The 24,764-nt window shown below is 40.3% G+C and carries 24 protein-coding genes and 1 riboswitch; of the genes, 21 read left to right on the plus strand and 3 right to left on the minus strand.

All coding sequences use genetic code 11. From position 1 onward, the window contains the following. Positions 1–27: 27 nt before the first annotated feature. The 3 genes from BVC88_RS01250 to BVC88_RS01260 all read left to right on the plus strand — a co-directional run bounded on the left by BVC88_RS01250 (position 28) and on the right by BVC88_RS01260 (position 2,901). Positions 28–1,146, plus strand: coding sequence for an amidohydrolase family protein (locus BVC88_RS01250; protein ID WP_075348825.1), 1,119 nt, complete (start codon positions 28–30; stop codon positions 1,144–1,146). Positions 1,147–1,292: 146 nt separating this feature from the next. Next, positions 1,293–2,357, plus strand: coding sequence for a Fic family protein (locus BVC88_RS01255; RefSeq protein ID WP_089153048.1), 1,065 nt, complete (start codon positions 1,293–1,295; stop codon positions 2,355–2,357). Between the two features lie 52 nt (positions 2,358–2,409). Next, complete coding sequence (locus BVC88_RS01260) at positions 2,410–2,901, plus strand: hypothetical protein (protein ID WP_075348827.1); 492 nt, start codon at positions 2,410–2,412, stop codon at positions 2,899–2,901. A 270-nt stretch (positions 2,902–3,171) separates the two neighbouring features. Here the strand turns inward: BVC88_RS01260 and erm are convergent, their stop codons facing one another. Continuing rightward, positions 3,172–4,077, minus strand: a complete 906-nt coding sequence (gene erm, locus BVC88_RS01265; RefSeq protein WP_394332873.1) for a 23S ribosomal RNA methyltransferase Erm — start codon at positions 4,075–4,077, stop codon at positions 3,172–3,174. 472 nt (positions 4,078–4,549) lie between these two features. Between erm and BVC88_RS01270 the strand changes: the two genes are divergently transcribed. Beyond that, entirely contained in the window at positions 4,550–5,086 is a 537-nt protein-coding gene (locus BVC88_RS01270) for a hypothetical protein (protein ID WP_075348828.1), read from the plus strand. Positions 5,087–5,378: 292 nt separating this feature from the next. On the opposite strand, the gene BVC88_RS01275 is transcribed toward BVC88_RS01270, so the two are convergent. After that, positions 5,379–7,769 (minus strand): TonB-dependent receptor, encoded by a 2,391-nt coding sequence (locus BVC88_RS01275; protein WP_075348829.1) that lies wholly within the window; start codon positions 7,767–7,769, stop codon positions 5,379–5,381. A 138-nt stretch (positions 7,770–7,907) separates the two neighbouring features. After that, positions 7,908–8,004, minus strand: a riboswitch (TPP riboswitch). Between the two features lie 335 nt (positions 8,005–8,339). Here BVC88_RS01275 and BVC88_RS01280 point away from each other — a divergent pair. Both BVC88_RS01280 and rsgA read left to right on the plus strand, forming a co-directional pair. Continuing rightward, positions 8,340–9,182, plus strand: coding sequence for a fumarylacetoacetate hydrolase family protein (locus BVC88_RS01280; RefSeq protein WP_075348830.1), 843 nt, complete (start codon positions 8,340–8,342; stop codon positions 9,180–9,182). 24 nt (positions 9,183–9,206) lie between these two features. Next, positions 9,207–10,301, plus strand: a complete 1,095-nt coding sequence (gene rsgA / locus BVC88_RS01285) for a ribosome small subunit-dependent GTPase A (RefSeq protein ID WP_245803570.1) — start codon at positions 9,207–9,209, stop codon at positions 10,299–10,301. A 186-nt stretch (positions 10,302–10,487) separates the two neighbouring features. Here the strand turns inward: rsgA and katG are convergent, their stop codons facing one another. Then, positions 10,488–12,746, minus strand: coding sequence for a catalase/peroxidase HPI (gene katG / locus BVC88_RS01290; protein WP_075348831.1), 2,259 nt, complete (start codon positions 12,744–12,746; stop codon positions 10,488–10,490). A 194-nt stretch (positions 12,747–12,940) separates the two neighbouring features. Between katG and BVC88_RS01295 the strand changes: the two genes are divergently transcribed. The 15 genes from BVC88_RS01295 (at position 12,941) to BVC88_RS01360 (ending at position 24,743) form a co-directional block, all read left to right on the plus strand. Further along, positions 12,941–13,246: an ArsR/SmtB family transcription factor gene (locus BVC88_RS01295; RefSeq protein ID WP_075348832.1), complete on the plus strand. Its 306-nt coding sequence runs from the start codon at positions 12,941–12,943 to the stop codon at positions 13,244–13,246. A gap of 60 nt (positions 13,247–13,306) precedes the next feature. Then, entirely contained in the window at positions 13,307–13,543 is a 237-nt protein-coding gene (locus tag BVC88_RS01300) for a thioredoxin family protein (RefSeq protein ID WP_075348833.1), read from the plus strand. 4 nt (positions 13,544–13,547) lie between these two features. After that, positions 13,548–13,922 carry a rhodanese-like domain-containing protein gene (locus BVC88_RS01305; protein ID WP_075348834.1) on the plus strand — a complete coding sequence of 125 codons (375 nt, stop codon included), beginning with the start codon at positions 13,548–13,550 and terminating at the stop codon, positions 13,920–13,922. A gap of 11 nt (positions 13,923–13,933) precedes the next feature. Then, the gene (locus tag BVC88_RS01310; protein ID WP_075348835.1) at positions 13,934–14,908 is read left to right on the plus strand and encodes a permease; all 975 of its coding nucleotides are present in this window, start codon (positions 13,934–13,936) and stop codon (positions 14,906–14,908) included. Positions 14,909–14,918: 10 nt separating this feature from the next. Then, positions 14,919–15,206, plus strand: a complete 288-nt coding sequence (locus BVC88_RS01315) for a cupin domain-containing protein (protein ID WP_075348836.1) — start codon at positions 14,919–14,921, stop codon at positions 15,204–15,206. Continuing rightward, positions 15,206–15,661 carry a DinB family protein gene (locus BVC88_RS01320; protein ID WP_075349416.1) on the plus strand — a complete coding sequence of 152 codons (456 nt, stop codon included), beginning with the start codon at positions 15,206–15,208 and terminating at the stop codon, positions 15,659–15,661. Before BVC88_RS01315 ends, BVC88_RS01320 begins: the two co-directional genes overlap by 1 nt. 69 nt (positions 15,662–15,730) lie before the next feature. Beyond that, positions 15,731–15,853 (plus strand): hypothetical protein, encoded by a 123-nt coding sequence (locus BVC88_RS21650; protein ID WP_262481232.1) that lies wholly within the window; start codon positions 15,731–15,733, stop codon positions 15,851–15,853. Positions 15,854–15,939: 86 nt separating this feature from the next. Beyond that, positions 15,940–16,647 (plus strand): acetolactate decarboxylase, encoded by a 708-nt coding sequence (locus tag BVC88_RS01325; protein ID WP_083638974.1) that lies wholly within the window; start codon positions 15,940–15,942, stop codon positions 16,645–16,647. 478 nt (positions 16,648–17,125) lie between these two features. After that, on the plus strand, positions 17,126–17,893 hold the full coding sequence (locus BVC88_RS01330; protein WP_075348838.1) for a CDP-alcohol phosphatidyltransferase family protein: 768 nt from the start codon (positions 17,126–17,128) through the stop codon (positions 17,891–17,893). Between the two features lie 15 nt (positions 17,894–17,908). Further along, positions 17,909–19,150 carry an FAD-dependent oxidoreductase gene (locus BVC88_RS01335; protein WP_075348839.1) on the plus strand — a complete coding sequence of 414 codons (1,242 nt, stop codon included), beginning with the start codon at positions 17,909–17,911 and terminating at the stop codon, positions 19,148–19,150. Between the two features lie 5 nt (positions 19,151–19,155). Next, on the plus strand, positions 19,156–20,100 hold the full coding sequence (locus BVC88_RS01340; RefSeq protein WP_075348840.1) for a glycosyltransferase family 2 protein: 945 nt from the start codon (positions 19,156–19,158) through the stop codon (positions 20,098–20,100). A gap of 91 nt (positions 20,101–20,191) precedes the next feature. Continuing rightward, the gene (locus BVC88_RS01345) at positions 20,192–21,949 is read left to right on the plus strand and encodes an arylsulfatase (protein WP_083638976.1); all 1,758 of its coding nucleotides are present in this window, start codon (positions 20,192–20,194) and stop codon (positions 21,947–21,949) included. Between the two features lie 12 nt (positions 21,950–21,961). Further along, complete coding sequence (locus tag BVC88_RS01350) at positions 21,962–23,434, plus strand: pyridoxal phosphate-dependent decarboxylase family protein (RefSeq protein WP_075348841.1); 1,473 nt, start codon at positions 21,962–21,964, stop codon at positions 23,432–23,434. 145 nt (positions 23,435–23,579) lie between these two features. Next, positions 23,580–24,275 (plus strand): aquaporin Z, encoded by a 696-nt coding sequence (aqpZ, locus tag BVC88_RS01355; RefSeq protein WP_075348842.1) that lies wholly within the window; start codon positions 23,580–23,582, stop codon positions 24,273–24,275. A gap of 24 nt (positions 24,276–24,299) precedes the next feature. Further along, positions 24,300–24,743, plus strand: a complete 444-nt coding sequence (locus BVC88_RS01360; RefSeq protein WP_075348843.1) for an outer membrane insertion C- signal — start codon at positions 24,300–24,302, stop codon at positions 24,741–24,743. Positions 24,744–24,764 lie beyond the last annotated feature (21 nt).

Here is a 24,764-nt window from a genome sequence, read left to right on the forward strand (position 1 = left end):
TATTTTTAAAGACTTAACCTAGACTATATGAACTTATTGAAATCAACAACGCTTGCACTCCTGGCTTTACTTTTGGCAAACCAAAGCATCGCTCAGGAAATGAGTTTTGAGGAGTATAATCCACCTTCTACATTGAAAGTGCCTGAACATATCGTTACTCGAGCCAAGTTTCCTTTTGTAGATATTCATAGCCATCAAGGCGGAATCAATAAGGAGCGAATTGATCAATTGCTCGGTGAGATGAATGAGATCAATATGGGCGTAATGGTCAATCTAAGTGGTCGTGGTTTTGGTAGAGGGGATAGCAATTCACAGCAAGAATATATTAAAGCCATGCTAGGCGAATTTGAAACGCATGCGCCAGGTCGATTTATGGTTTTTACCAACATCAATTTTGCTGGAATAGGTGATGAAAACTGGAGCCGTTTGGCAGTCAAAGAATTGGAAGAAGACGTAGCTGCAGGAGCAGTCGGTCTGAAAATATACAAGAGTCTGGGATTTTCGGTGAAGGATGTACAGGGGAATCGGGTACCCGTAGATCATCCTGCGCTTGACCCTGTTTGGGCGAAAGCCGGTGAATTGGGAATTCCGGTAATTATCCATTCGGCAGATCCTGCACAGTTTTGGCAGCCGATGGATGCCAATAATGAGCGCTGGTTGGAACTGAAATTAAACCCAAACCGGAAGCGATCGGATACCAATCCAGTACCTTTTGAGCAGATTATTGCGGAGCAGCATTCCGTTTTTGCGAAGCATCCTAAGACCATATTTATAAATGCCCACATGGGTTGGATGGCGAATGATCTGGACGCTGCCAGTGCCCATCTGGAGAAATATCCAAATGTGAATTTTGGTATCGGAGCAGTAATCGCCGAGTTTGGCCGTCAGCCGAGAAGAGCCAAAGAATTCTTCACCAAATATCAGGACCGCTTACTTTTTGGAAAAGATGCTTATAACAAGGAAGAGTTTTACACCTATTTCCGAGTGCTGGAGACCGAGGATGAGTATTTTCCATACTACAAAAAGTACCATGCTTTTTGGTCCATGTATGGCTTAGGCTTGTCCGATGAAGTCTTAAAAAAGGTCTATTACAAAAATGCCTTGCGAATCGTACCGGGGATGGATAAGACTTTATTTCCGGATTAAGTGTAAAGTTGCTTTACATACTTTAAGCTATATGTAAAGAAAATCGACAAATCTTTACATTGTTTCTCATATATGTAAAGAAAATGAGATTTCTTTAACAGACAAGGTTATCTTTGTAAAGAAAATCAATAAATCTTTACATAGCTATGAGCTGGAGCTTGGTGCCTTTACCTTATGATTTGGATTTGGAGAGCAAGTCTATCTTGAAGCGTCTTCCGGCTGCACATGCCGCTTTGGCTGAGCTGAAGGGTTTAGTCCATTCCATTCCAAATCAGCAGATACTTTTGAACACGCTTGCAATTCAGGAAGCAAAGGATAGCTCAGCGGTGGAGAATATTATCACCACACATGATGAATTGTACAAGTCTGATTTAGAATTTGAAAATTTGTCTCCGGCTATCAAAGAAGTTCAAAACTATGTATCTGCGATAAAGCAGGGCTTTGGATTAGTTGAAAATCAAGGATTAATAACCAATCAAACCATTCTAAAAATTCAGGAAACGCTGGAAGGAAACAATGCGGGATTTCGAAAAATCCCCGGAACAGCCTTGAAAAATACGCAGACAGGTGAGACCATCTATTTGCCACCTCAGGATCCGGCTGAGATTTTGGATTTGATGAGTAATCTGGAGCGATTCATCAACGAACCCGAATTGAGTGATTTGGATCCATTGGTGAAAATGGCGCTCATCCACTTTCAGTTTGAAAGTATTCACCCATTCTATGACGGCAACGGGCGGACTGGCCGAATTATCAATCTCTTGTATTTGATTCTTTCAGGTTTGCAAAAGCTGCCGATTCTCTATCTCAGCAGTCATATCATTAGAAATAAGCCAGATTACTACCGCTTGCTTCAAGGAGTTCGGGAGAATGGTGATTGGGAAAGTTGGTTGATTTATATGATCGAAGGCGTGGAAAACACAGCCCGGGAAACCATTCAATTGATTGAAGATTTAAAAGTTTTGATGGCGGACATGAAGATCCTACTCCGAGATAATTACAAGTTTTACTCACAGGAGCTGCTGAACAATCTCTTCACTCACCCTTATACCAAGATTGAGTTTATTGTCAGGGATTTGGGAGTTTCGAGAATCACTGCTGCCAATTATTTGAATAAGTTGGCCGATGATGGAGTCCTTCGAAAGGAAAAGCTGGGAACTGGAAATTACTATGTAAATGAGCGCTTGTATCACTTGCTCTCCAGCAGGTAAATAAATAAAAAATATGGTCTGTGAAGACACCGACCAGGTGGCATGGTAAAAAATGAAAAATTCAAAAATCTATACTTACAGAGATTCCAGCGCTTCGATCTCCGGACCGAGGCTACTAGGATTTATTTTAGCAGGTGCTGGGATATTGGTTTTGATCAGCCCATGGGTAATTGAAAGCGGGAGTTCGATGGAGAAGACGATTGCAGTAGGTATTACCGCAGGATTGATTGGGCTGATTTTGATATCACTATCCTCAGGAATTTTGTTGGATTTTGGGGGAAATCGGATCAAACATTTCCAGAATGTGGGCTGGATGAAGTTTGGAGATTGGGAGCGGATTCCTCAAGTTCTAGAGATCGAACTGATTCACCATTCGTTTCAATCCAAAAATATTCCGAATGGAATTACCCCGACGATGTCAGGCAAGATGACGATGTATAAATGCGTATTGAAGTCTTCGGATGAGGTTATTCTGAGTTTGGATTTTTCAAAAGAAAAGGAAGCGATCGTGGCTATGGAAGAAATCCAGGTGATGATCCAGTAATTAAAAGATGGGTCTGTGAGATCACAGATCAGCGAATTGAAACAAGAACCTTTCACGACCTAGGGATTTGATCAAATAAAAAGGCCTAGGAACAGCTTGGATATTTAGATAAAAAAGGGTTAGTTCAAATAATTTAAAAATAGCCGCAACTATTGCGCTATGTATGCCATATGGCATACATAGCGCAATAGTTGCGTGAAGCAAACCGTTGTGCGTCAGCTTAAAGACACCCCCTCGCAGAAAATACTACCTTGACAAGATAGAATTGATTTATGAAGGGTGGAACTTTTCAGGGACAACTTTCAGCATTTCAATAAAACAATCTTTCCATTGACTTGGAGATAGATTCACGATTTTTAAGTTCAAATTAATTCCAAGTTTTTCGGAAATTTCATTAACCTGACTTTTTCTGAATATTAATTTTAAAGCCGTTCTGACAGGTAAATTAGGTTTTTGTAACAGAAAAGATAGAAATTTTAAATATTTGACTTTCTGATTAAAATCAATATGTAAAGGTTTTCGTTCAATTTTAAGAAAAGCAGACTTAACAGTTGGAGGAGGTATAAAACTATTAGGATTTATTTCGTAAACTATCTTCAAACTATAAAATGTATGATATAGGATAGTGTAAGGATTAAAGATTTTGTCTACAAATAACTTTTTAGCAGGTTCTAATTGCAGGAAAATTGAACCGCCCTGAAAACTTTCCATATTTTCAAACATCAATATTTTTAAGATTTCTGATGTTATACCAAATGGTATGTTAGAAACAACCTTAAACGAAAAATTAGGAATTTTATAATTTCTGAAATCACATCCAAAAACTTGAATGTTTTGAGTTTGTTTAAATTTGTGTTTTAGATGCGTTATTAACTCAAAATCATTCTCAATCGCAATGACAAATTTAGCCTTTTGTAGTAGTTGTACAGTTAGAAATCCTTTTCCTGCACCAATATCTAAGACCGTATCGTTTTGATTAATTCTTGATTGTTTTATTGCATCTTCAATTAGCACTTTGTCAATTGTAAAGTGCTGACCTGTAAATCTTACAGGCAATTTATTTTTATTCATATCGTTTTGATTAATTCTTGATTGTTTTATTGCATCTTCAATTAGCACTTTGTCAATTGTAAAGTGCTGACCTGTAAATCTTACAGGCAATTTATTTTTATTCATTATGACTTCTTACAGGTGAATACTTGAATTCAAATCGTAGCGATGTGAAAGACAGTATTACCTGACAGAGCAACTATGACAAAGAAATGCCTTCATTAAAAATGACGACACACTAAAGCATAGACTGTTTGTCTTGCCAAAAAGATTATGGGAAATTTATTTGGGACTGTCTATCACTTAGATAGTCGTCCAAGGTCTGCTGTAATACATAATGAAAAAAATCTAAATAATTGAATGCAAAATTAGTAACTTTGCTTCAATTTACAATAAGAAAATGAAATAAATAAAAGCCGAACGCACAACACGCGGTATAGTTAATTGCCGGTGCAGTGCGTATTCGAGCGGCACAGCCCGTATCAAAAGTAGTTGTAACTTGACAGGAAAGTGCTTCGAAATCGGCAACTAACCATACCGCCATCCGTTATGCGGCAGCTTAACAGACGACACTATAGACAACTAACAAGACAATAAAATGGGATTTGGTTTTAATTTATTCTTTGTTTTTATCCTTGTTCCATTGACAGGTATTCTCTTGGTGACTTGGTTGCTGACAAGAAAGAAAATATTTGGAAAGACGCTCGGACTGATTTGGCTTGGAATATTTGGCCTTGCCTTTCTATCAGGTATTGCTCAGTGGCTATCTGCAAAGACACTTTTAGAAAAAAAAGACTATTACGGAGAGTATATCGTTAACCGTGACTATTTCCCTGGCAGACAAGCAGACTGGCAATACAACAATTTCAGATTTGAAATAAAAGACAACGACTCTATTTTATTTTACGTGACAGACAAGAAAAAAATATTAAAAACGTATCGGGGGACAATTACAACGACCAAACCTTATAGTTCGGAACGACTGATAATAAATATGGAGCAACCAACTCACCACATTATGACAAGTAACCCGACAACTTATCGAAGTGCTTGGAACTTTTATTTAGTATTTTACTCACCGAAATTTAACAATGTTTATTTCAAAAAAGGAAAGTGGACACCATTAGACAAATAGACAACAGAAAAGAAAGCCGACCGCATAACAGGCGTTTGGCTCAATGGCGGGTGACGTGGTTAATTGAACATTCTACCTCGCATCAACTTTTGTGGTTAAATGAAAGTTTTGTGCTCCGAAATCCGCCACTGCGCCAAGCGCCAAAACGTTATAAATTTTCCCCACAGATCTAAAAAATCTTTTACTACCATCAGTGCGGTAATACTATAAACTCCAGCCCATGAGGATACAGACCAAGGTTTAATTTAAAAAAAGCCGTTCGTATTTCACGAACGGCTCTAATCAAAAACCCTTAAAACTTCATCACCACACCCATCAGGAAGTTGGTACCGGCTTGCGGATAGTAGAAATTCTCGGTGATTAATTCTCTTCCGGAAGTTTCCCCCGGCACGAAATAGCTGAAGGTATAGCCATTCGGCTCATATAGCTCATTGAAGATATTGTTGATCATCAGATTCAACTCCAGACTTTTGAAAAATCGGGGTTGAGCTTTATAGCTGATTCGGAGGTCATTGGTAAAGAAAGCATCCAGCGATCGCGCATCATTCGAGGTATTATCCAAGAATTGCTGACCTACATATTTACTCATCCAATTGATCGAAAGATTCTCCACAGGTTTGAATTCGATGATGGCCGAGGCAACTGTATTTGGAGAGAATGCGATATCCGTATCAGTATACGTAATCGCTTCCTGCACAAAATCCGCTACACTGTAATCATCGATGTATTCTGTGAACTCAGCAATCTTGTTTTGGCTGAAGGCAATATTTCCCCCTAAAACCCAAGCTTTGGATAGCTGGAAAGCACCATCCAATTCGATTCCCGCCCGGTATGAATTGGCTACGTTTTCACGGATGTATGCGCCTACATCGTTGATCTGCCCAGTCAAGATCAGTTGGTCTTTGTAGTCCATGTAGTAAAAGTTCGCATTGTAGGAGAATCTTCCAGTTTTGGCTCGAACCCCCGCTTCAATGTTATTTAAGCGCTCTGGTCTTGGCACTTCTGTGATCGGATTGTCTGTGAAGTCCGAACGGGTTGGTTCACGATTTGCGATGGCATAGCTCGCATACCAGGTTTTACCATTCTTCTCATAGCTAAAACCAAACTTTGGATTGAAGAAAGTATAGGACTCCTGCCCATCCACAATTCGCCGGTCATCATTCACCCCGAAGAAGGAATAGTCGATACCCCTGACCTGAAGATCTCCAAATAGGTTAAGTCCAGAACTCAGTTCATAGGTTGCTTTGGCGTAGATATTTCGATCGTCTTTTACGGCATTGTTGTCATAGTAGCGATCTCGGATATTGGTAGCACCGGCCACTCTTGCCCAGATGATTTCTCCGAAGTGATCTCCATCGTAGCGATTGGCACCGCCCCCTAGGATCAAATCCAATTTCCCATTGTCTGAGATATAATTTACCGAACCCACAAATCCAAAGAAGTCATTATCCAGCCATCTTCGGCGGATGATATCAGTACTGCTGATGGTCTCTTCGCCAATTACTACATCTGGCAAACCATAACTTTCGAAATCATCATCTTCTCGATACTGCTCATAGTAGCCACGACCGTAAGTGTAATGTAGCGCCAGATTGGTCTTCCAATTGCTTCCTATTTTTCCAGTGTAGATGAGTTGGTAGTGATCCTGCTGATAGTTATCCGTTTCATTTTCGTAGGTATAGTAATTATCAGTCCGATCAGTTTCCAACTTCGATTCCGGAAGTCCCCACCAAGACTGGTAGGTTTGCTCTGCTCCCGAGAAAATGTTCAGCTTGATGACAGCGTTTTCCCCATAATAACCACCCGAAACAAAGAAGCTTTTCAAGTCAGAAAATGCCTGATCCACATAGCCATCCGAAGTGATCTTGGAAAGGCGCGCATCTACGGCAAAGCGATTATTCAGTAATCCGGTTCCTGCTTTCACAGTGTTTCGAAGCGTATTGAAGGAACCAAAGCCAGATTGAACTTCCGCATAAGCTTCATCCCGGCGGGTATCCGTTTGGAAATTGAGGCTTGCACCAAAGGTCGCCGCTCCATTGGTGGAAGTTCCGACTCCCCGTTGAATCTGCACATTCTCTACTGAGGAGGCAAAATCCGGCATATTCACCCAAAAGACCCCATGGGATTCTGCATCGTTGAGCGGAATTCCGTTTACGGTCGCATTGATTCGGGTTTGGTCCGTGCCTCGGATTCGGAGTCCGGTGTATCCAACACCAGCTCCGGCATCGGAATGGGTCACGACGGATGGGGTAAAATTCAAGAGAATCGGGATATCCTGACCGAGATTTCGCTTAGCGATTTCTTCTTTGGAGATCGTTTGGAAGGTAGTCGGAGTGCTTTCTGATGCCCGAGTTGCGGAGACTACAAATTCCTCAGTCAGTAAATCTCTTGCCTGAAGACTGACAAGCAGTTCTCCCGAAAAAGGAAGGATCACTGTTCGTTCAAACTCCTCAAATCCGAGATAAGAGACTTTGATTTGAATTTCACCAGTTGGTAGTTTTCCTAGCGTAAAAACTCCCTTTTCATCGGTAACAGCCCCTTTTCCGATTTTCTGGAACCAGACAGAAGCGCCGACTAATGGTTGATTGCTTTCTGCATCAAGCACTTTTCCGCTAAGGCTTTCTTGTGCCAAAGCTGCAAAACTTGCCAAGCAGAAGACGAGGCAAAGAATTAAATTTTTCATGGTACATATTCCCTTTCGGGAGATTTGAGTTAAACATGAGAAAACTCAAGGGAAGCTTTCCGTGATTGTTTACCCGATTTGCAGAATGAAAATAGGAGATAGCCGAAGGGTACCGCTTCGGAATTCTTATACTATTTTTATTCTACTGGTTCATTTCCCTTCGCCGGCATTACCCGGATCAGGTAGTATGGGTATGATCTCAGCCCGTTTTGTTAAGGCACCCCTTATGATCTGACAGCAAATGTAGGTGGGAAAAGTTTGAAATCAAGTAATCACGAGTTTTTTACCGCAAAGGTCACGAAGGTTTATACTAAAGAGACAAAGGCTATAAATCAGAAAGCTTAATTCAGAAATCTGAAAATTTCAACCACTGAGCAGTTGAAGGGTTTTACCGCAAAGTCCACGAAGGTCTCGCAAAGACACAAAGGTTTTTGGGACTAGGACAAAAAAATGGACTCCATCACTTCCTTATTTTTTCTTAGCGCTCTTAGCCGTAAAATGATTCCTAATAAAATTTCGATTCTTCCATTTCAGGATTTTGGCTAACTTCCAAATTAAACCTATCAATCCATGAAACTTTACAAACTCAAATCCGGAACACTTCTCCAATCTGATTCTTCTTTCAAAATAGGGCCTAGCTTCGACTGGGATCAGCTTTTGGGTCAAGAAGAGTTGAAAAGTTTTTTGGAAAATGAATCGAAAAGCTGGAAGTCAATTGCCGAGTCTGAAGCCAATAGTTTAATCCAATCCGAGCTATTTGCTCCGATGGGAAATCAGGAAGTTTGGGCTGCTGGAGTGACGTATTATCGAAGTCGAACTGCTCGAATGGAGGAGTCGGAGGATTCTGGTGGAGCCACCTTTTATGATAAGGTTTACAATGCAGATCGTCCGGAGCTTTTCTTCAAGGCCACAGCATCCAGGGTTTCAGCGCCGGGAGGAATAGTAAATATTCGTAAAGATTCGACTTGGGATGTACCCGAGCCAGAGTTAACTCTGGTGATTTCTCCCAAAGGGAAAATCCAAGGCTTTACCATCGGGAATGATATGAGTAGCCGAAGCATAGAAGGCGAAAACCCACTTTACTTGCCCCAGGCAAAAGTTTATGAAGGTTGTGCCGCCATCGGGCCTTGTATTTTGATTCAGGAGGAAATTCCAGAAAGCACAAAAATAAATCTCGAAATCCATCGTGACGGCAACCTGGCTGCAAGTGGAGATACCGATTTGACGCAATTGAAGCGCAAGCCTAAGGAATTGGCAGAATGGCTTTTTCGAGCAAACACCTTCCCAATCGGATGTCTGATGATGACCGGGACGGGAATCGTGCCGGATGGATTTACCCTAAAAGAAGGCGATCAGGTGAAAATCTCGATTGAGGGAATAGGCCTGTTGGAGAATACGGTGGGAATGATTTAAATAATTTGAATAAATCACCTAATTATGGGTGATAGCGAGACGTTGAGCTTAATAAGAAAAATGACACTCGAAGATTTAGGATATAATAATGAATTAGAAGAGGCTAGAAAAGCACGAGGCCTTGATTCCTTTATTATTGGTAGGGTTATTTTAAAGCATAGAGATCGTTTCTTTGTAAGAACTGAATCAGAAGAATATGATTGTGAACTTGTTGGGAATTTACGATTCACAGTTTCTGATCAGAGCGAATTACCTTTTGTTGGAGATTGGGTCGCAATTTCTGAATATGATGAAGGCAAAGCTCTGATTCATGCTGTCTTTCAGAGGAGCTCAATTTTAGAAAGAAAAGCAATTGGAAAATTTGGGCAAACTCAAATTATTGCTACAAATATTGACGTCGGTATTATTATTCAATCTGTTAATAGAGATTTCAGTATCAATCGACTTGAGCGATACTTAACTATCTGCAATACCTCCAAAATTGATCCAATTATCGTTCTAAGTAAAATAGATTTAATTGAAGAATCGGAATTAAAAGAACTGCTAACCCAAGTAAGAAAAAGAATCAAAAACGTCCCTATAATTCCCATTAGCAACCAAACTCATTTGGGAATTGAGGAAATCAAATCAAAACTAACGAAAGGAAAAACCTATTGCTTATTGGGCTCTTCGGGTGTGGGTAAGTCCACACTAATCAACACAATAGTTGGAAGAACATTGGTAAAAACAGGAGAGATAAGTGAAAGCATAGACAGAGGAAAGCACGTCACGACTCATAGAGAATTAATAGTCTTTGAAAACGGTGTTCTCATCGACAATCCAGGAATGAGGGAAGTGGGCATAACTGATGATCCTGAAGGGTTAGAAATGACTTTTGAGGAAATATTGAATCTTTCTCAAGAGTGCAAGTACAGTGACTGCACTCACACTACTGAAGATGGATGTGCGGTATTAACTGCTTTAAAAAACAATACCCTGAGCCCTGAATTATATGAGAATTTCCTCAAGATGGAAAAAGAGCGAATATATTTCGAGTCAAATGCTCTGGATAGAAAAAAGAAAGGTAAAGACTTAGGGAAATTGATAAAAAATATGAAAAAGAATAATAATAAATACTGAGCACCACTAAATCAAAAAGCAATGGAGCTCTGCAGGATGCTACCCCTCATAGCCAAATCATTAGGCTACAAAAAGTAGGACCTTCACTCATTGATTTTTCTCTCCAATCATTTTCCGCCTTAGAAAAGAATAAAACCAGCCCATTTGGGCTGGTTTTATTGCTAGAAATCATTATTGCTTTTAATACTATTTATAAATTAAATCAAACCTATCCAGTTTCATTACCTTTTCCCATGCCTTGACAAAGTCTTTTACGAATTTCTCATTTGCATTGCTGCCTCCATAAACCTCAGCCAAAGCCCTCAATTCGGAATTTGAACCAAAGATCAAATCTGCACGGGTAGCGGTGTATTTTAGCTCACCGGTTTTTCTGTCTTTCCCTTCAAACTCTTCTTTTGTGTTTGAAGTAGCTTTCCACTCTGTACTCATATCCAAAAGGTTCACAAAGAAATCGTTGTTTAACTCATCCTTACTAGTAGTAAATATACCGTGCTTGGACCCATCGTAATTTGCATTTAGTGCGCGCATACCACCTACTAAAACAGTCATTTCAGGAGGAGTTAGGGTGAGTAATTGTGCTTTATCGATCAGCAATTCTTCAGTGGATATAGTATACCGTGTTTTTAAATAATTTCGGAAACCATCCGCCATAGGTTCCAGCAATTCAAAGGAAGCCACATCTGTTTGCTCTTGGCTGGCGTCCATACGTCCGGGAGTAAATGGCACTTCAATAGGATATCCTGCATTTGCTGCTGCTTTCTCTACTCCGGTATTTCCTGCTAAAACAATCAAGTCAGCCAAGGATACTTTCTTAGCCCCTGATTTAGCATTGAAGTCACTTTGAATTTTTTCAAGTACTCCCAATACTTTTGCCAATTGTTTTGGATTATTTACTTCCCAATCTTTTTGAGGCGCCAAGCGTATTCTTGCTCCATTGGCACCACCTCTTCGGTCAGATCCCCGGTAGGTAGAGGCCGAAGCCCAAGCCGTAGAAACCATTTCACTTATAGAAAGGCCTGAATTTAAAAGCGATGTTTTCAAGGAAGCTATATCTCTACTATTGATCAACTCATGATTTACAGCAGGGATAGGATCTTGCCAGATCATATCTTCTGTCGGTGCCTCAGGTCCTAGATAAGTAGTCTTTGGTCCCATATCCCGGTGAGTCAACTTAAACCAAGCACGTGCAAAAGCATCATTAAATTTCTCTGGATGCTCATAGAAGTCCCTTGAGATTTTTTCGTAAACAGGATCAAATCTCAATGACAAATCTGTGGTCAGCATCGTAGGATTATGCATTTTCTCTGAATCAAACGCATCCGGAACCATCATTTTTGGGTTTTTAGCTTCCCATTGATGTGCTCCCGCTGGACTTTTTGTGAGCTCCCATTCATTTTCAAATAAATTAAAAAAGAACAATTGGCTCCACTGCGTAGGTGTAGAAGTCCAAATAACTTCTAGGCCAGAACTGATCGCATCAGCTCCTTTTCCAGATTTATAGGTACTCTTCCAGCCAAACCCTTGCTCTTCAATGTCTGCGGCTTCAGGTTCAGGCCCAACATTCGAGGCAGGTCCTGCACCGTGAGTTTTTCCAAGGGTGTGTCCACCAGCGATCAAGGCAACTGTTTCTTCATCATTCATTCCCATTCTGCCGAAAGTTTCCCGAATATCTTTTGCAGCAAGAACGGGATCAGGATTTCCATTTGGTCCTTCGGGATTGACATAAATCAGTCCCATTTGCACAGCAGCTAAAGGGTTTTCAAGTTCACGGTCTCCCTTGTAGCGCTCATCATCCAACCATTTGGTTTCTTTACCCCAGTAGACATCCATGTTGGGCTCATAAACATCCTCTCTTCCACCAGCAAAACCGATAGTTTTAAAGCCCATGGATTCCAGGGCAACATTACCCGTTAGAATCAATAAGTCAGCCCATGAAATTTTGTCTCCATATTTTTGTTTAATAGGCCAAAGAAGTCGCCTCGCCTTATCCAAATTCACGTTATCAGGCCAGCTATTGAGAGGTGCAAAACGCTGCTGTCCTGAGCGTGAACCTCCTCGACCATCACCCGTGCGATAGGTGCCCGCACTATGCCAAGCCATTCTAATAAACAAGCCCCCATAGTTCCCATAATCCGCAGGCCACCAATCTTGTGATTCTGTCAACACTGCACTAATGTCTTTTTTCAGTGCTTCGTAGTCTAGGCTATTAAACTCTTCGATATAATTAAATTCTTCTCCCATGGGGTTAGACAATGAAGAATTCTGACGAAGCATGCTTAGGTTTAACTGATTAGGCCACCAATCGCTATTACTGGTAGCTTTCATATTGGAAACGCTTTTTGTGGTAGCTCCCGAATAGCCATCTACAGTTTCACTTTTTTCTTGACATGCTGTAAACAGCGCGCTTGAGAACACGATCAAGAAGAATAAAATAAAATTTTTCATACACCTGGATTTTTAATTAATACTATAAAAGTCTATTAACTCACGGAATATAGGATAAGTGAAACAGCGATAAAATGACTTCTGTCACTTAATAGATAATTTCATATCATGCAGAATTTCTGATTCTTAGCGCATGGAATGATTTACTCTCTACTTATGTTCGTATATTTACGAACAATAGATTTTAACAGATTATGCCAAGCATTATCAAAACTGATTATTTCACCGCTGATCAAGAACAAACAGCCCGATTTGCTAAAGCATTGGGGCATCCTGTTCGCATCGCTATTCTGGAATTGCTCAATTCACAGTCCTGCTGCTATCATGGTGATATGGCGGAAGAACTTCCGATCGCAAAGTCGACGCTTTCACAGCATTTAAAAGAGCTTAAAGAAGCAGGACTTATACAAGGTGACATTACACCTCCAACAACCAAATACTGCATTAACCGGGAAAATTTCACTTTCGCTAAGTCCCTATTAAACAAAGTATTGGAATAACCTTTTTAAAATAAAATTCAGAATATTTCAAAAGCCAACTGAATATAAAACATCAAAAATATGACAGAAATAAAAGTGTTAGGCCCGGGATGCCCAAAGTGTAAAACCACCTACAGCAATGTGCTTGAAGCCCTAAAAAAAACCAACATGGAAGCCAATGTGGAAAAAGTAGAAGACATTGAAGAAATGATGAAATACAATGTGCTTACTACTCCTGTGCTCATGATCAATGGCGAGATGAAAGTAAAAGGACGTATTGCTCAGGTATCCGAAATTGTTGATTTCTTAAAAAAATAAGACCATGGAAAGTCAAACTTTAGTAAAAGAGATCTGCCCAACAACCACTCAAGAGTGGGTAAAAAAGGGAGCGCTGTTAGTTGATGTCCGAGAAAAAGAGGAAGAGGACCAATTGGCGTGCGATGTTCCAGCTATTCTCAATATTCCTTTAAGTGAATTTGAAGAACGCTTCCATGAAATCCCAAAAGACAGAGATGTGGTTATGGTTTGCAAAAATGGAAGCAGGAGTTTAAGAGCTGCTGGTTTTTTGATAAACCACGGATACGATAAAGTTGTGAATATGCAACATGGGATTACTCGCTGGGTACAAAAAGGATTTCCTACAAAAGGCGATACTACAATTGTAACTGGTAATGGCGCTAGCCCGAGTTGCTGTTAAAAGAATAATATATGTTTGATTGGTTACAACATTTTGCCGACTGGCTGATCTACTCTGTTTTCAATATCGGAGCAGAGACCCATTTGGGTACAGCCTTAAATTTCTTTGTGTACGACACATTGAAAATCCTTATTCTGTTGTTTCTGATTGTTTTTTTAATGGGAATTGTAAACGCCTATTTCCCAATTGAGAGGCTTAAAAACTACCTCAACCGAAAAAAGCTCTACGGATTAGAATACCTTTTTGCTTCCATTTTCGGAGCCATTACACCTTTCTGTTCCTGTTCTTCCGTTCCTTTATTTATTGGCTTTGTGCAAGGAGGGATTCCATTGGGGGTGACTTTTGCTTTCCTGATCACTTCACCCTTAGTAAATGAAGTGGCCATTGCGATGTTCATCGGCATGTTTGGCATTAAAGCCACTCTTATTTATGCTACCTCGGGTATTTTGTTGGGTACAATTGGCGGCTGGTTATTAGGCAAATTCAATCTTGAGCCTTTGCTTTCGGATTGGGTGAAGAAGATTTTGGAAAGCAAAATGCAGCAAGGCGAATACGAAGCGGAAAAATCGACTTTTCGCCAGCGTCTACCAGGGATTAGTCGTGGAGCTTGGGACATTGTAAAGGGTGTGGTCCTTTATGTGATTATCGGTATCGCCATTGGAGCAGTTATGCACGGGTATGTTCCGGATAACTTTTTTGGTCAATACTTAGGTGGTGGACAATGGTGGACTGTTCCATTTGCAGTAATTCTTGCGGTGCCAATGTATACCAATGCCGCTGGGATAGTCCCAGTAATTCAGGTTTTTGTTGCCAAAGGTGTGCCTCTTGGTACTGCAATAGCCTTTATGATGGCGACCGTCGGTTTATCCATCCCAGAAGCAACTTTGCTCAAAAAAGTGATGAGTATGAAATTGATTTCCATCTACTTCGGAATTGTCACACTCTTTATCATTCTATCAGGATTCTTATTTAATCTAATACTATAAAAAAACATCTATGCATCTCAACTTCAATTTCACTGAAAAGAAACCCTTGCAAACAAAGAAAATATTTAGTCCAACAGAAGGCTCAATAATTTCTATTAAACTGGAGGCTAATGCTGAAATGAAAGAGCATACCACTAAAACTCCAGCATTATTGATGGGGATAATTGGCGAGGTGATTTTTGAAAATGAAAAAGGTATTAAAGAAATGATTGGTCCGGGAGATTATATCGAAATCGAACCCGATGTAAAACATTGGCTATTTGCCAAAACTGACAGCAACTTAATCTTGATCAAATGATGAAAACGAAAGCTGAAATACTCCTTGAACTTTGGATAGAAGCGCGAACAAGGTTCACCAATCAACTGGAAAAGATTACTTCGGAAGATTTAAGAAAAAAACTGGGTGACTGTCCAAATTCGGTGGGTTTTCTAATTCGACATATCGGTGATGTTGAGTTACTTTTTGCTAAAAATGTTTTTGGGGACAACACCGTAAAAGTGACTGCCAAAACCGTGATTGATCAAAGAGATACAGGCGAATGGACAGATTTGGAAGTTTTAAAAAGCTACGTGACCGAATCCTTTGAAAAGCTTAAATCCATCGTGGAAAAACAAACCGATGAAGACTGGGAAATGACTATTTCTACCAAAGAGTTTGGCAGCAAAACCAAATCTGAAGCCTTCGGAAGAATCGTTTCACATACGACTTACCACGCAGGACAATTGGCAATTATTAAAAAATACGGTTCATAAAATGAAATCGAGCATGACGCAAGCGCCACATTTGCCTAATCCATAAGAATATCGGGATGACCCATAAAAATGAAATTATTGACAGATGAAATCGAGCATGACAATAACGTCACACAGTGGGATGTCCCGATGGCTATCTGGATCGAAATGCGAGATTCCATGTGGCCAAATAGAAAAATTATAAACACATGAAATCGAGCATGACTAAAAAGTCACACACTGGGATGATTAAGTGCTGCGAGATTCCATATGGCCTATAAAAATCAAAATATAATCATATGAAACTAATTACAAGCCTACTAGTATCGCTTCTTATTTCCTTGAATTTAGAAGCGCAAGTAATGCACTCAGGCTCAATGAGCCAGATGGGACAGAATGGGTTTTCTCCTAGCATCAGCATTGACAGTTTACTTACTAAAGATCATCTCTATGGAATGGGGCCGTATGGCAAAATGCAGGGTGAGCTTACCGTGTTGAATGGCGTACCTTTGATCGCTTTTGCTGATGAAGAAGGAATGCTTACAGTTAGTACTGACAAGCAAGCCAAAGCTCCATTCTTTGTTTATGCCTATGTGAAGGAGTGGAAAACTTTTGAAATAGAGATGAAAGCTGAAAGTGATGCAGAAATACAAGAAGCCATAGAAAGCTTGGCCATAGCACAAGGCTATGATATTGCCAATCCATTTCCATTTAGAATACTTGGGAAATTTGATGGACTAACTATCCATGTGGTTGCTCCACGCTCTCCCGAAGTATCCGGGTACAAAGCAGGTGTGCCTAGTTATAAATACATCTATACGGCTATAGACGGTGAAATCTTCGGTTTCTATTCCCAATCAGGCCAAGGCATTTATACGCACAAAGACAGTTTTGTCCATCTTCATTTTAGCACGGCGGATCAGTCAAAAATGGGTCACATTGACGCGATATCAATTAAACCTAAAAAAGTTAAAATTCTATTACCGGCACAACTTTCGGAGTATTGAGAACATTTGTCTAAAACCACAAATAGAATTCTCAAAAAGCAAGCTTGCGCGTAAACAGTAGGGAAATTTGGAGGGCCTGGAAAAATTTTTACAATCATTAATCTGATGGTTTGATATTCTAGGGCTTTGCCTTAAAATCAGCAATACTTGAATCCAAAATATTCAGCGAACAGATAATTTTAGACTTTTTCTGTTTCTCTAAATTTGGTTTAAAACCAATGCAATTGTATAAAACACGATAGAAAAGAAGGAGGAAAGCATTAAAGGGACTAGCCAAAAGAAGCATTTCAGTACTTAGGCAGTTTAGCATTACGAAATTCGCTTGCTGGCCATGTAGCAAGACGTTGTGGGAAACCTACGGATTTTTACTCCCTCCTTAAATTAATCGTATCTTCGCAGGTCAATTTCCCCAAATCTAATTGAAGGGCTGGTTTGCCATTGCAAGTGGACGTCAAATAGCCCTGATAAAAGACCATTCATGTCCAAATTACCAGAAGCGTACCAGTTCCTTGATTTATCAGATTACGGAAGACCAAGTGCAAGATGGATTGCCAATGCACTAAAAAACACCTCGGTGACACCCATTCAAGTCACCACTTGGTTTATTCTTTCAGGAGCTCTAGCGATAGCCTGTATCTTGCTTCAGTTTTATGCAGCAGCGGCATTTTTTCTGATTCTGAAGTCTATTTTAGATGCTGCAGATGGGGAGCTTTCACGAATAAAAAATACCCCATCTTATATTGGAAGGTACTATGATTCCATCGCTGATATAATCCTGAATTTCCTCTTTTTTCTTGCGTTTTGGCATATTACCGACGGCAAAATAGGGTACATGCTACTCGCTTTTATTGGGGTACAATTGCAAGGAACGCTGTATAATTACTACTATGTCATTCTTAGAAATTCGGTAAATGGTGACCAGACCAGCCGGATCTTTGAGGACGTAGCACCCATTGCCATGGAAGGAGAAAAACAAAGTACTGTCAACCGGTTTTATAAGATCTATGACCTACTCTACATTTCTTTTGACAAGACGATCTATCACCTCGACCGAAATGCAATGAATAGTGAGCCATTTCCCAGATGGTTTATGACTATGCTTTCAACGTTCGGGCTGGGTTTTCAACTTCTCATCATGGCAATTATGTTGTCTTTTAATTTGGAGGCATACATTATTCCATTTTTCATAGCATATTCATGTTTGATTTTAGTCTTTGTGGCTATCAGGAGGATTATACTGGATTAACGATTAAGAGGAATTATGAATAATAATGCGCCAAAAAAAAGAATAGCAATTCTTGGAGCAGGTGGACTTGGCGTTTGTACCGCCTTAGAACTAGCCAATCGAGGCTATCAGGTAGATTTATATGAAGAGCATTCTGCTCCAGTCAAAAAAGCAAGCTATGTCCAAGAAGGGAAAATCCACTTAGGCCTTATTTACGCTTTGGACAAGGAGCTTCATACTGCAAAGGAGATGATCAATGGAGCACTCCATTTCATCACTTACCTCAAACGATGGATTGAAATCAATCCGGAGGAAATTATTTCTACACCATTTTACTATGGCGTGCATAAAGGTTCCCTGATGTCGCCTGAAGAGGTAGCTGTTCATTACAAGCGGTGTAGCAACTATTTTAAAGAAGCTAGGGATCATTTCAAAAAAGATTATCTGGATCTCTTCGAGTCGCTCGAGATTTCCAGACTTTCAGATTCGGAAATAGAATCTGTTGCCAATCCTGAATACATGGAGGCAATTTTCAAAACAACAGAATATGCAGTTGAGCCTAGAATCATCTCCGAAAAGCTTACCGAAGCAGTACTGGCACATCCACAAATTAATCTGTTTTTAAATACCATGATCACAGCCGTTTCGGATCAAGGAAATGGATTGAAGGTTCATTTTACCCACGACCAAAACCCCGCTGCTGAAGTCTATCCTGAGGTCATCAATGCCACTTGGAATGGACTTCTTGCCATAGATAAAACCATGGGTATCGAACCTCCCCAAAAGTGGTCGCATCGGTACAAGTTCGGGAACAAGGTGTTTATTCCTTTAAAAAATGAAGATTTACCATCCTTGACAATTGTGCAAGGCCCCTTTGGTGACACTGTGAATTTCAGAGACCGGGGAATGTTTATGTCTTGGTATCCAATCGGCCGAACTGGCTGGTCTGAAGATTATCGAGCTCCCGAATGGGACAATCAATATTCTACAGCAGAGCGGATGGATGTATTCGAGAAAAGTTTGGAGGAAATCGCTTTACGTATTCCTTCTTTGCGAAATTTAAAATTCAAGCGGGAAGATATCAGCCCAGTAGGTGGAGTAATCTATGCACATGGCAATCAGGATGTGGATTTAGCTGATTCGAGACTCCATACTAGATTTGAGGTAGGAATGCGTTCGTTCGGCAATTACCATACTGTCAATACTGGCAAATACACAATTATTCCTTTGCTGGCAGTCAGTATTGCGAATCAGATTTCTGGAAAGACATTATTCTAAAGATTTTGGAAAACCCACTGATTTCAATCATTGTAGCTACTTACAACTCCAGTTATGTGCTTCGCTATGCCATACAAAGCGTATTGGATTCGGATTTTCAAAACTGGGAAATGATTATCGTAGGAGATTGCTGCACCGATGACACCGAGGCTGTGGTGCGGAATTTTGGTGACTCGAGAATATCCTTTACCAATTTGGACGAAAATAGTGGGCAGCAAGCGAAGCCAACGAATGTAGCCTTGGGAAAAGTAAAGGGTGAGTACATTACTTTTCTCAATCAGGATGATCTTTTTTTCAAGGATCATCTCAGTAGCTGTGTTGAAGAAATGCAAAAATCTGGGGCGGAGTTTATGGTTGTTCCAGGAATAAAAATTTCTCCCTCAACTCAACAGGAGCTGGAAACGAATTCTTTTGCAGCCGAGATGTATGCAGTGCACCCCAAAGGGAAATTTTCGCCCCATATTTTTAGCATTGCCTCTACTTGGTTTATTCACAGCTCTGTCCCTGAGAAAATAGAATTATGGAAAATGGAGAAAGATGTCTTTGTCACTCCATCTCAGGAGTGGCTTTTCCGGGCATACACACAAAATATCAGCTTTCATTTTCCAAAAAAAATAGGTTTAATAATTATACATAGCGCTGAACGAAAGGGGTTTTACACTGAAAATTCAAGTTATGAGCATGATTATTTTTTCCCAAGATTAAACACCTTGGAATTAAAATCAGACCTTCTGGAAAAGGCAGCTTTAAAAGCAGCCGGAGATTATAATTATTTAGTGTTCAAATCACCTCATACCCTATTCAGAAGAATTATAGGGGCTCCGTTCCACCGTATTTTGGAACGCTTAAAAATCCACCCCACCTCTTTCCGGCTTTATTTGAAATGGAGAAAAAAGGGAAAATTCATCAGCCATCTAAAAAATATTGCTGAGCAACCAAAAGAGGATTAGAACGGTTTTATTTGGATCATTTAATCGGAGCTATCTTTTCGATCATAGCCGTTTATTTTATCTTTAAAAAATAACCTAGCTCCTCACCTCAGTGATCAATTTTCTTCTTCGAAGCTCTGTCTATTTTCTTTTGATTTTCTTTTTTGCCTGTGAAGCAAAATCTCCAGAAAAGAAGCCCAACGTCATCCTTATTCTTACTGATGACCAAGGCTACGGAGACTTAGGAATTCATGGAAATACAGCTATAAATACCCCTGTTTTGGATCAACTGGGTAGGGAATCTGCACGGTTTGATCGTTTCTATGTAAGCCCTCTTTGTGCACCTACTCGAGCGAGTATTCTGACCGGACGCTATCATTTGCGGACTGGTACCATATCCGTTTCAAATGGATTAGAAGTTATGGATGCTTCAGAATACACGCTAGCGGAGCTTTTCAAGGCTAATGGCTTTTCCACAGGCATGTTTGGCAAATGGCATAACGGGCAACATTATCCCAATCATCCATTAGCTCAGGGTTTTGATGAATTCACAGGATTTTTGGCAGGGCACTGGTCTAATTATTTTGACACCCAGCTGGAAAAAGACAAAAAAACGCAGAAAGTCGAAGGATACCTTCCGGATATACTGACCGACGAGGCAATCGCTTTTATAGAAAAAAATCAGTCGAAGCCCTTTTTCACCTACCTCCCCTACAATACTCCACATAGTCCGCACCAAGTACCCGACAAGTATTTTGACCCTTACAAAAAACAAGGACTTTCAAATGAATTGGCCGCTATACATGGGATGGTTAGTAATATTGATTCAAATATTGGTCGCTTATTAGCCAAAGTGAAGGAGATGGGTCTTGAAGAAAACACGCTGATCATCTTCTTGACTGATAATGGTCCAAATGGGAATCGATACAACGCCGATATGAAAGGCATCAAAGGAAGTGTTCACGAAGGGCGAGTGCGGGTACCATCTTTTTGGAAATGGCCTGAGAAAATAAGTCCTGGTTTGAGGAAGGTTTCTGGAGCACATATTGACATTCTGCCCACTTTGGTCGAATTGCTTGGGCTTGAGTTTGTCGAAAAGAAAAAACTTGACGGAGTAAGTCTGGCTCCAACGCTAAGAGGCGAAGTTCAGGAAATCAACCGGGCGATTTATTCACAAGTTGCTTTCCCACAGCAAGAGATTACCGCAGAACCTGGAGCAATCCGGAAGGATTCCATGCTTTTGGTCCTTTTGAAGGAAGGAGTAGAATTATACGATTTGAAAAATGACCCAAACCAAACCCAAAATTTAGCTGAAAGCCAACCAGAAATAACTGCTGATTTGAAAGCTGATTACAGGACTTGGTGGGAAGATGTGAGTTCGGATATCAATCTTGACAGACCTATTCCGATTTCCAATGAGGCTCCACAAATCTTATTGGCCGGTTACGAGGCGACATTTTCCGGAGGAATCAAATTCTATGAAGGACATGGCTGGGCCCAGGATTGGTTGACAAACTGGAAAAATCCGGATGACAGAATTTCCTGGAATCTCGATGTAATCAACCCAGGTAATTATGATGTTATTCTTGAGTACAGTGCGAGCAAAGAACAAATCGGATCGGAACTCATTTTACAGCAGTCAGGAGAAGAAATTACCTTTGAAATTAGGGAAGCTTATGAAGGAAAATTGATTCCCAGCCCTGATCGAATCCCGAGAAAAGAAGCTCCTGAAAAAACCTGGAAACAGATTCCAATTGGAAAAATTGACTTAAAAATGGGGAAAACCAGATTGGATTTATTCGCTAAAAATATTTCTCCAGAAGGTGTAGGCGAACTTTATAGCCTTCGGTTGATACCTTCCAAAGACTAAATAATCCCAACTATGACCGAAAAAAAACACGAAAACCATACTTTGGATCCGGAGAATTGGGATGAAATAAGAGCTTTGGGTCATCAAATGATCGATGATTTAGTCAATTATTGGCAAGGGATCCGCGAAGAACCAACTTGGAAACCCATCCCAGAGGAGATAAAATCAACATTTGATACTGTTGTTCCAAAACAGGGTTTAGCTCCAGCCCAAGTTTACGAACAATTCAAAACAACTATTTTCCCTTACAACAAGGGAAATGTTCATCCTAGGTTTTTTGCCTGGATTCAAGGGACTGGGAATCCCATGGGAGTTTGGGGAGATCTACTCGCATCAGGAATGAATCCAAATGTGGCCATTGGGGAGCATGCTCCCATGTATGTAGATCAACAAGTGGTGAGCTGGTGTAAGGAAATCATGGGGTTTCCGGAAAATTCTTCCGGCATACTGGTAAGTGGAGGAAGTATGGCAAATATCACTGCACTGACCGTGGCTAGAAACTCTTTCAGAGATCGTGAGATAAGAAAAAAAGGATTGCAGCAAACCGCTGAAAAGCTACTAATCTACTGCTCAGTCGAAACACATAGCTGCATTCAAAAAGCAGCAGAGATCATCGGTCTAGGAACAGATGCAGTACGAAAAATCGGAGTGAATAAGCATTTTGAGATGCTGACAGATGAATTGGAAGATCAAATTCGCATGGATATATCTGAAGGATTTACCCCCTTTTGCATTGTAGGAACTTCCGGAACTGTAAATACCGGTGCGATTGATCCCATGGAGAAGCTTCTTTCACTCAGCAAAAAGTACGATTTATGGTTTCATGTCGATGGAGCTTACGGTGCGCTTTGCAAGCTGGACCCCATTTATTCCGATAGATTAAAGGCAATCGAAGAAGCTGACAGTTTAGCTTTTGATCTTCACAAATGGCTTTATGTACCTTATGAGGTCGGTTGTACGCTGATCCGGGACAAGAAAAAACACCGAGATTCCTTTGCCGTCAATCCTAATTATCTCCTTCAGGAGAGCAGAGGACTTGCAGGAGGGTTAGACTCGATCAATAATTATGGATTTGAGCTATCAAGGGGATTCAAGGCATTGAAAGTATGGATGTCACTCAAAGAGCATGGTCTGGAAAAGTATCGAAAGATGATCGCTCAGAATAACCGCCAGGCTGAATACTTAGCAGAACTGGTAAAATCTGAACCTCTTCTGGAATTGACTGCCCCTGTTTCGATGAGCATAACCTGTTTTAGAAGGATTGAACCTGGTTTTTCTGAGGAGCAACTTAAGGAGTTGAACAGGGAAATTTTACTTCGACTTCAAGAGTCAGGAATCGCATCTCCAAGCTCTACTATTCTAAATGGAAAATATACATTTCGAATTGCCAATGTCAACCAACGGACTCGCTTTGAAGACATGGATCTATTGGTAAAGGAAGTATTGAGAATAGGACATGAGATTTTGAAAACTGAATCATTCTAAATATTTAACGAATTAATTTCACCTAATTAATCTAAATCAATTGTTCCGATTCAATCAATATATGCCAAATAATCAACTTTAATATTCTAAAAATCAAGGTTTAATTTTTATTTTGATAGGATTAACCAATTTAACCTTAATCAAAATGAAAAAACTTGTAGCAGAATTTATCGGAACGTTCTGGCTGGTGCTAGGAGGTTGTGGCAGTGCGGTCTTAGCAGCTGGCTATCCTGAGCTAGGAATTGGATTTGTAGGGGTTTCGCTTGCCTTCGGACTTACAATATTGACTATGGCGTATGCAATAGGCCATATTTCAGGTTGTCACCTGAATCCTGCGGTAACCATTGGGCTTTGGACGGGAGGAAGATTTGAAGGTAAAGATGTAATAGGATACATCATCGCCCAGGTTTTAGGAGGATTAGCCGGGGCAAGTATCCTTTATTTTATTGTCACAGGAAAAGCCGGAGCGGAGATCGGTGGATTTGCGTCTAATGGCTATGGAGAGGCCTCTCCTGATGGTTATAATATGACTGCTGCCTTAATCACTGAAATCGTGATGACATTTATGTTTTTGATGATTATTCTCGGGTCCACTTATCCGGAAGCGCCTGCAGGTTTTGCAGGAATAGCTATTGGCTTGGGTTTGGTATTGATTCACCTAATAAGTATTCCCGTGACAAATACTTCTGTAAATCCTGCCAGGAGTACTTCTCAGGCTATATTTGCTGGAGGAATTTATTTACAACAGCTGTGGTTATTCTGGCTCGCTCCGATTGTTGGCGCAGCTCTTGCAGGGATAATTCATAAAAATTTTCTATCCAGATCGGACACTAAGTCCTAAATTTGAGCAACCAAAAATTAATTTATGAAACATTTAAAGATTCTTTCAATTGTTATTCTCCTCTTTGCAGCAGGAAATTTTGAACTACGGGCGCAGGAAGTCGGTATTCGGTTTGGTGATTTCTATGGTAATAATGTCGCCATCGATGGGGTTTTTGCACTGGGTGACTTTAGCAGAATCCATGCTGATGTCAGTTTTGGAGGAAATGGATTGGGAATCGATGCACTTTGGAATCCAATCTATGATGATATTCCCGATACAGATTTGCAATGGTATGCAGGATTTGGTCCAGCGATTTATCTTGGAGACGACTTCCGTTTTGGGGCTGCAGGTGAAGTGGGTGCTGAGTATGCATTCGCAGATGTTCCAATCACGATTGGACTGGACTTTAGACCCTATTTATTCTTGATCGAAGAAACTGAATTTCGAGCTGGATTTGGCCTAAATGTGCGTTGGAGACTAAATTAAATAATCTATTAATCCATAACT

This window comes from Algoriphagus marinus (assembly GCF_001936475.1).
Taxonomy (GTDB): Bacteria; Bacteroidota; Bacteroidia; order Cytophagales; family Cyclobacteriaceae; genus Algoriphagus; species Algoriphagus marinus.

Bases quoted from the DNA above. Each gene is read 5' to 3' on its own strand.
- BVC88_RS01310 (WP_075348835.1), top strand. From the start codon at position 13,934: ATGTTTGATTGGTTACAACATTTTGCCGACTGGCTGATCTACTCTGTT.
- BVC88_RS01280 (WP_075348830.1), top strand. From the start codon at position 8,340: ATGAAACTTTACAAACTCAAATCCGGAACACTTCTCCAATCTGATTCT.
- BVC88_RS01330 (WP_075348838.1), top strand. From the start codon at position 17,126: ATGTCCAAATTACCAGAAGCGTACCAGTTCCTTGATTTATCAGATTAC.
- BVC88_RS01260 (WP_075348827.1), top strand. From the start codon at position 2,410: ATGAAAAATTCAAAAATCTATACTTACAGAGATTCCAGCGCTTCGATC.
- BVC88_RS01350 (WP_075348841.1), top strand. From the start codon at position 21,962: ATGACCGAAAAAAAACACGAAAACCATACTTTGGATCCGGAGAATTGG.
- BVC88_RS01305 (WP_075348834.1), top strand. From the start codon at position 13,548: ATGGAAAGTCAAACTTTAGTAAAAGAGATCTGCCCAACAACCACTCAA.
- BVC88_RS01320 (WP_075349416.1), top strand. From the start codon at position 15,206: ATGAAAACGAAAGCTGAAATACTCCTTGAACTTTGGATAGAAGCGCGA.
- BVC88_RS01325 (WP_083638974.1), top strand. From the start codon at position 15,940: ATGAAACTAATTACAAGCCTACTAGTATCGCTTCTTATTTCCTTGAAT.
- rsgA (WP_245803570.1), top strand. From the start codon at position 9,207: ATGGGTGATAGCGAGACGTTGAGCTTAATAAGAAAAATGACACTCGAA.
- erm (WP_394332873.1), bottom strand. From the start codon at position 4,077: ATGAATAAAAATAAATTGCCTGTAAGATTTACAGGTCAGCACTTTACA.
- BVC88_RS01275 (WP_075348829.1), bottom strand. From the start codon at position 7,769: ATGAAAAATTTAATTCTTTGCCTCGTCTTCTGCTTGGCAAGTTTTGCA.
- BVC88_RS01315 (WP_075348836.1), top strand. From the start codon at position 14,919: ATGCATCTCAACTTCAATTTCACTGAAAAGAAACCCTTGCAAACAAAG.
- katG (WP_075348831.1), bottom strand. From the start codon at position 12,746: ATGAAAAATTTTATTTTATTCTTCTTGATCGTGTTCTCAAGCGCGCTG.
- BVC88_RS01250 (WP_075348825.1), top strand. From the start codon at position 28: ATGAACTTATTGAAATCAACAACGCTTGCACTCCTGGCTTTACTTTTG.
- BVC88_RS01295 (WP_075348832.1), top strand. From the start codon at position 12,941: ATGCCAAGCATTATCAAAACTGATTATTTCACCGCTGATCAAGAACAA.
- BVC88_RS01255 (WP_089153048.1), top strand. From the start codon at position 1,293: ATGAGCTGGAGCTTGGTGCCTTTACCTTATGATTTGGATTTGGAGAGC.
- BVC88_RS01335 (WP_075348839.1), top strand. From the start codon at position 17,909: ATGAATAATAATGCGCCAAAAAAAAGAATAGCAATTCTTGGAGCAGGT.
- BVC88_RS01300 (WP_075348833.1), top strand. From the start codon at position 13,307: ATGACAGAAATAAAAGTGTTAGGCCCGGGATGCCCAAAGTGTAAAACC.
- BVC88_RS01360 (WP_075348843.1), top strand. From the start codon at position 24,300: ATGAAACATTTAAAGATTCTTTCAATTGTTATTCTCCTCTTTGCAGCA.
- BVC88_RS21650 (WP_262481232.1), top strand. From the start codon at position 15,731: ATGAAATTATTGACAGATGAAATCGAGCATGACAATAACGTCACACAG.
- BVC88_RS01270 (WP_075348828.1), top strand. From the start codon at position 4,550: ATGGGATTTGGTTTTAATTTATTCTTTGTTTTTATCCTTGTTCCATTG.
- aqpZ (WP_075348842.1), top strand. From the start codon at position 23,580: ATGAAAAAACTTGTAGCAGAATTTATCGGAACGTTCTGGCTGGTGCTA.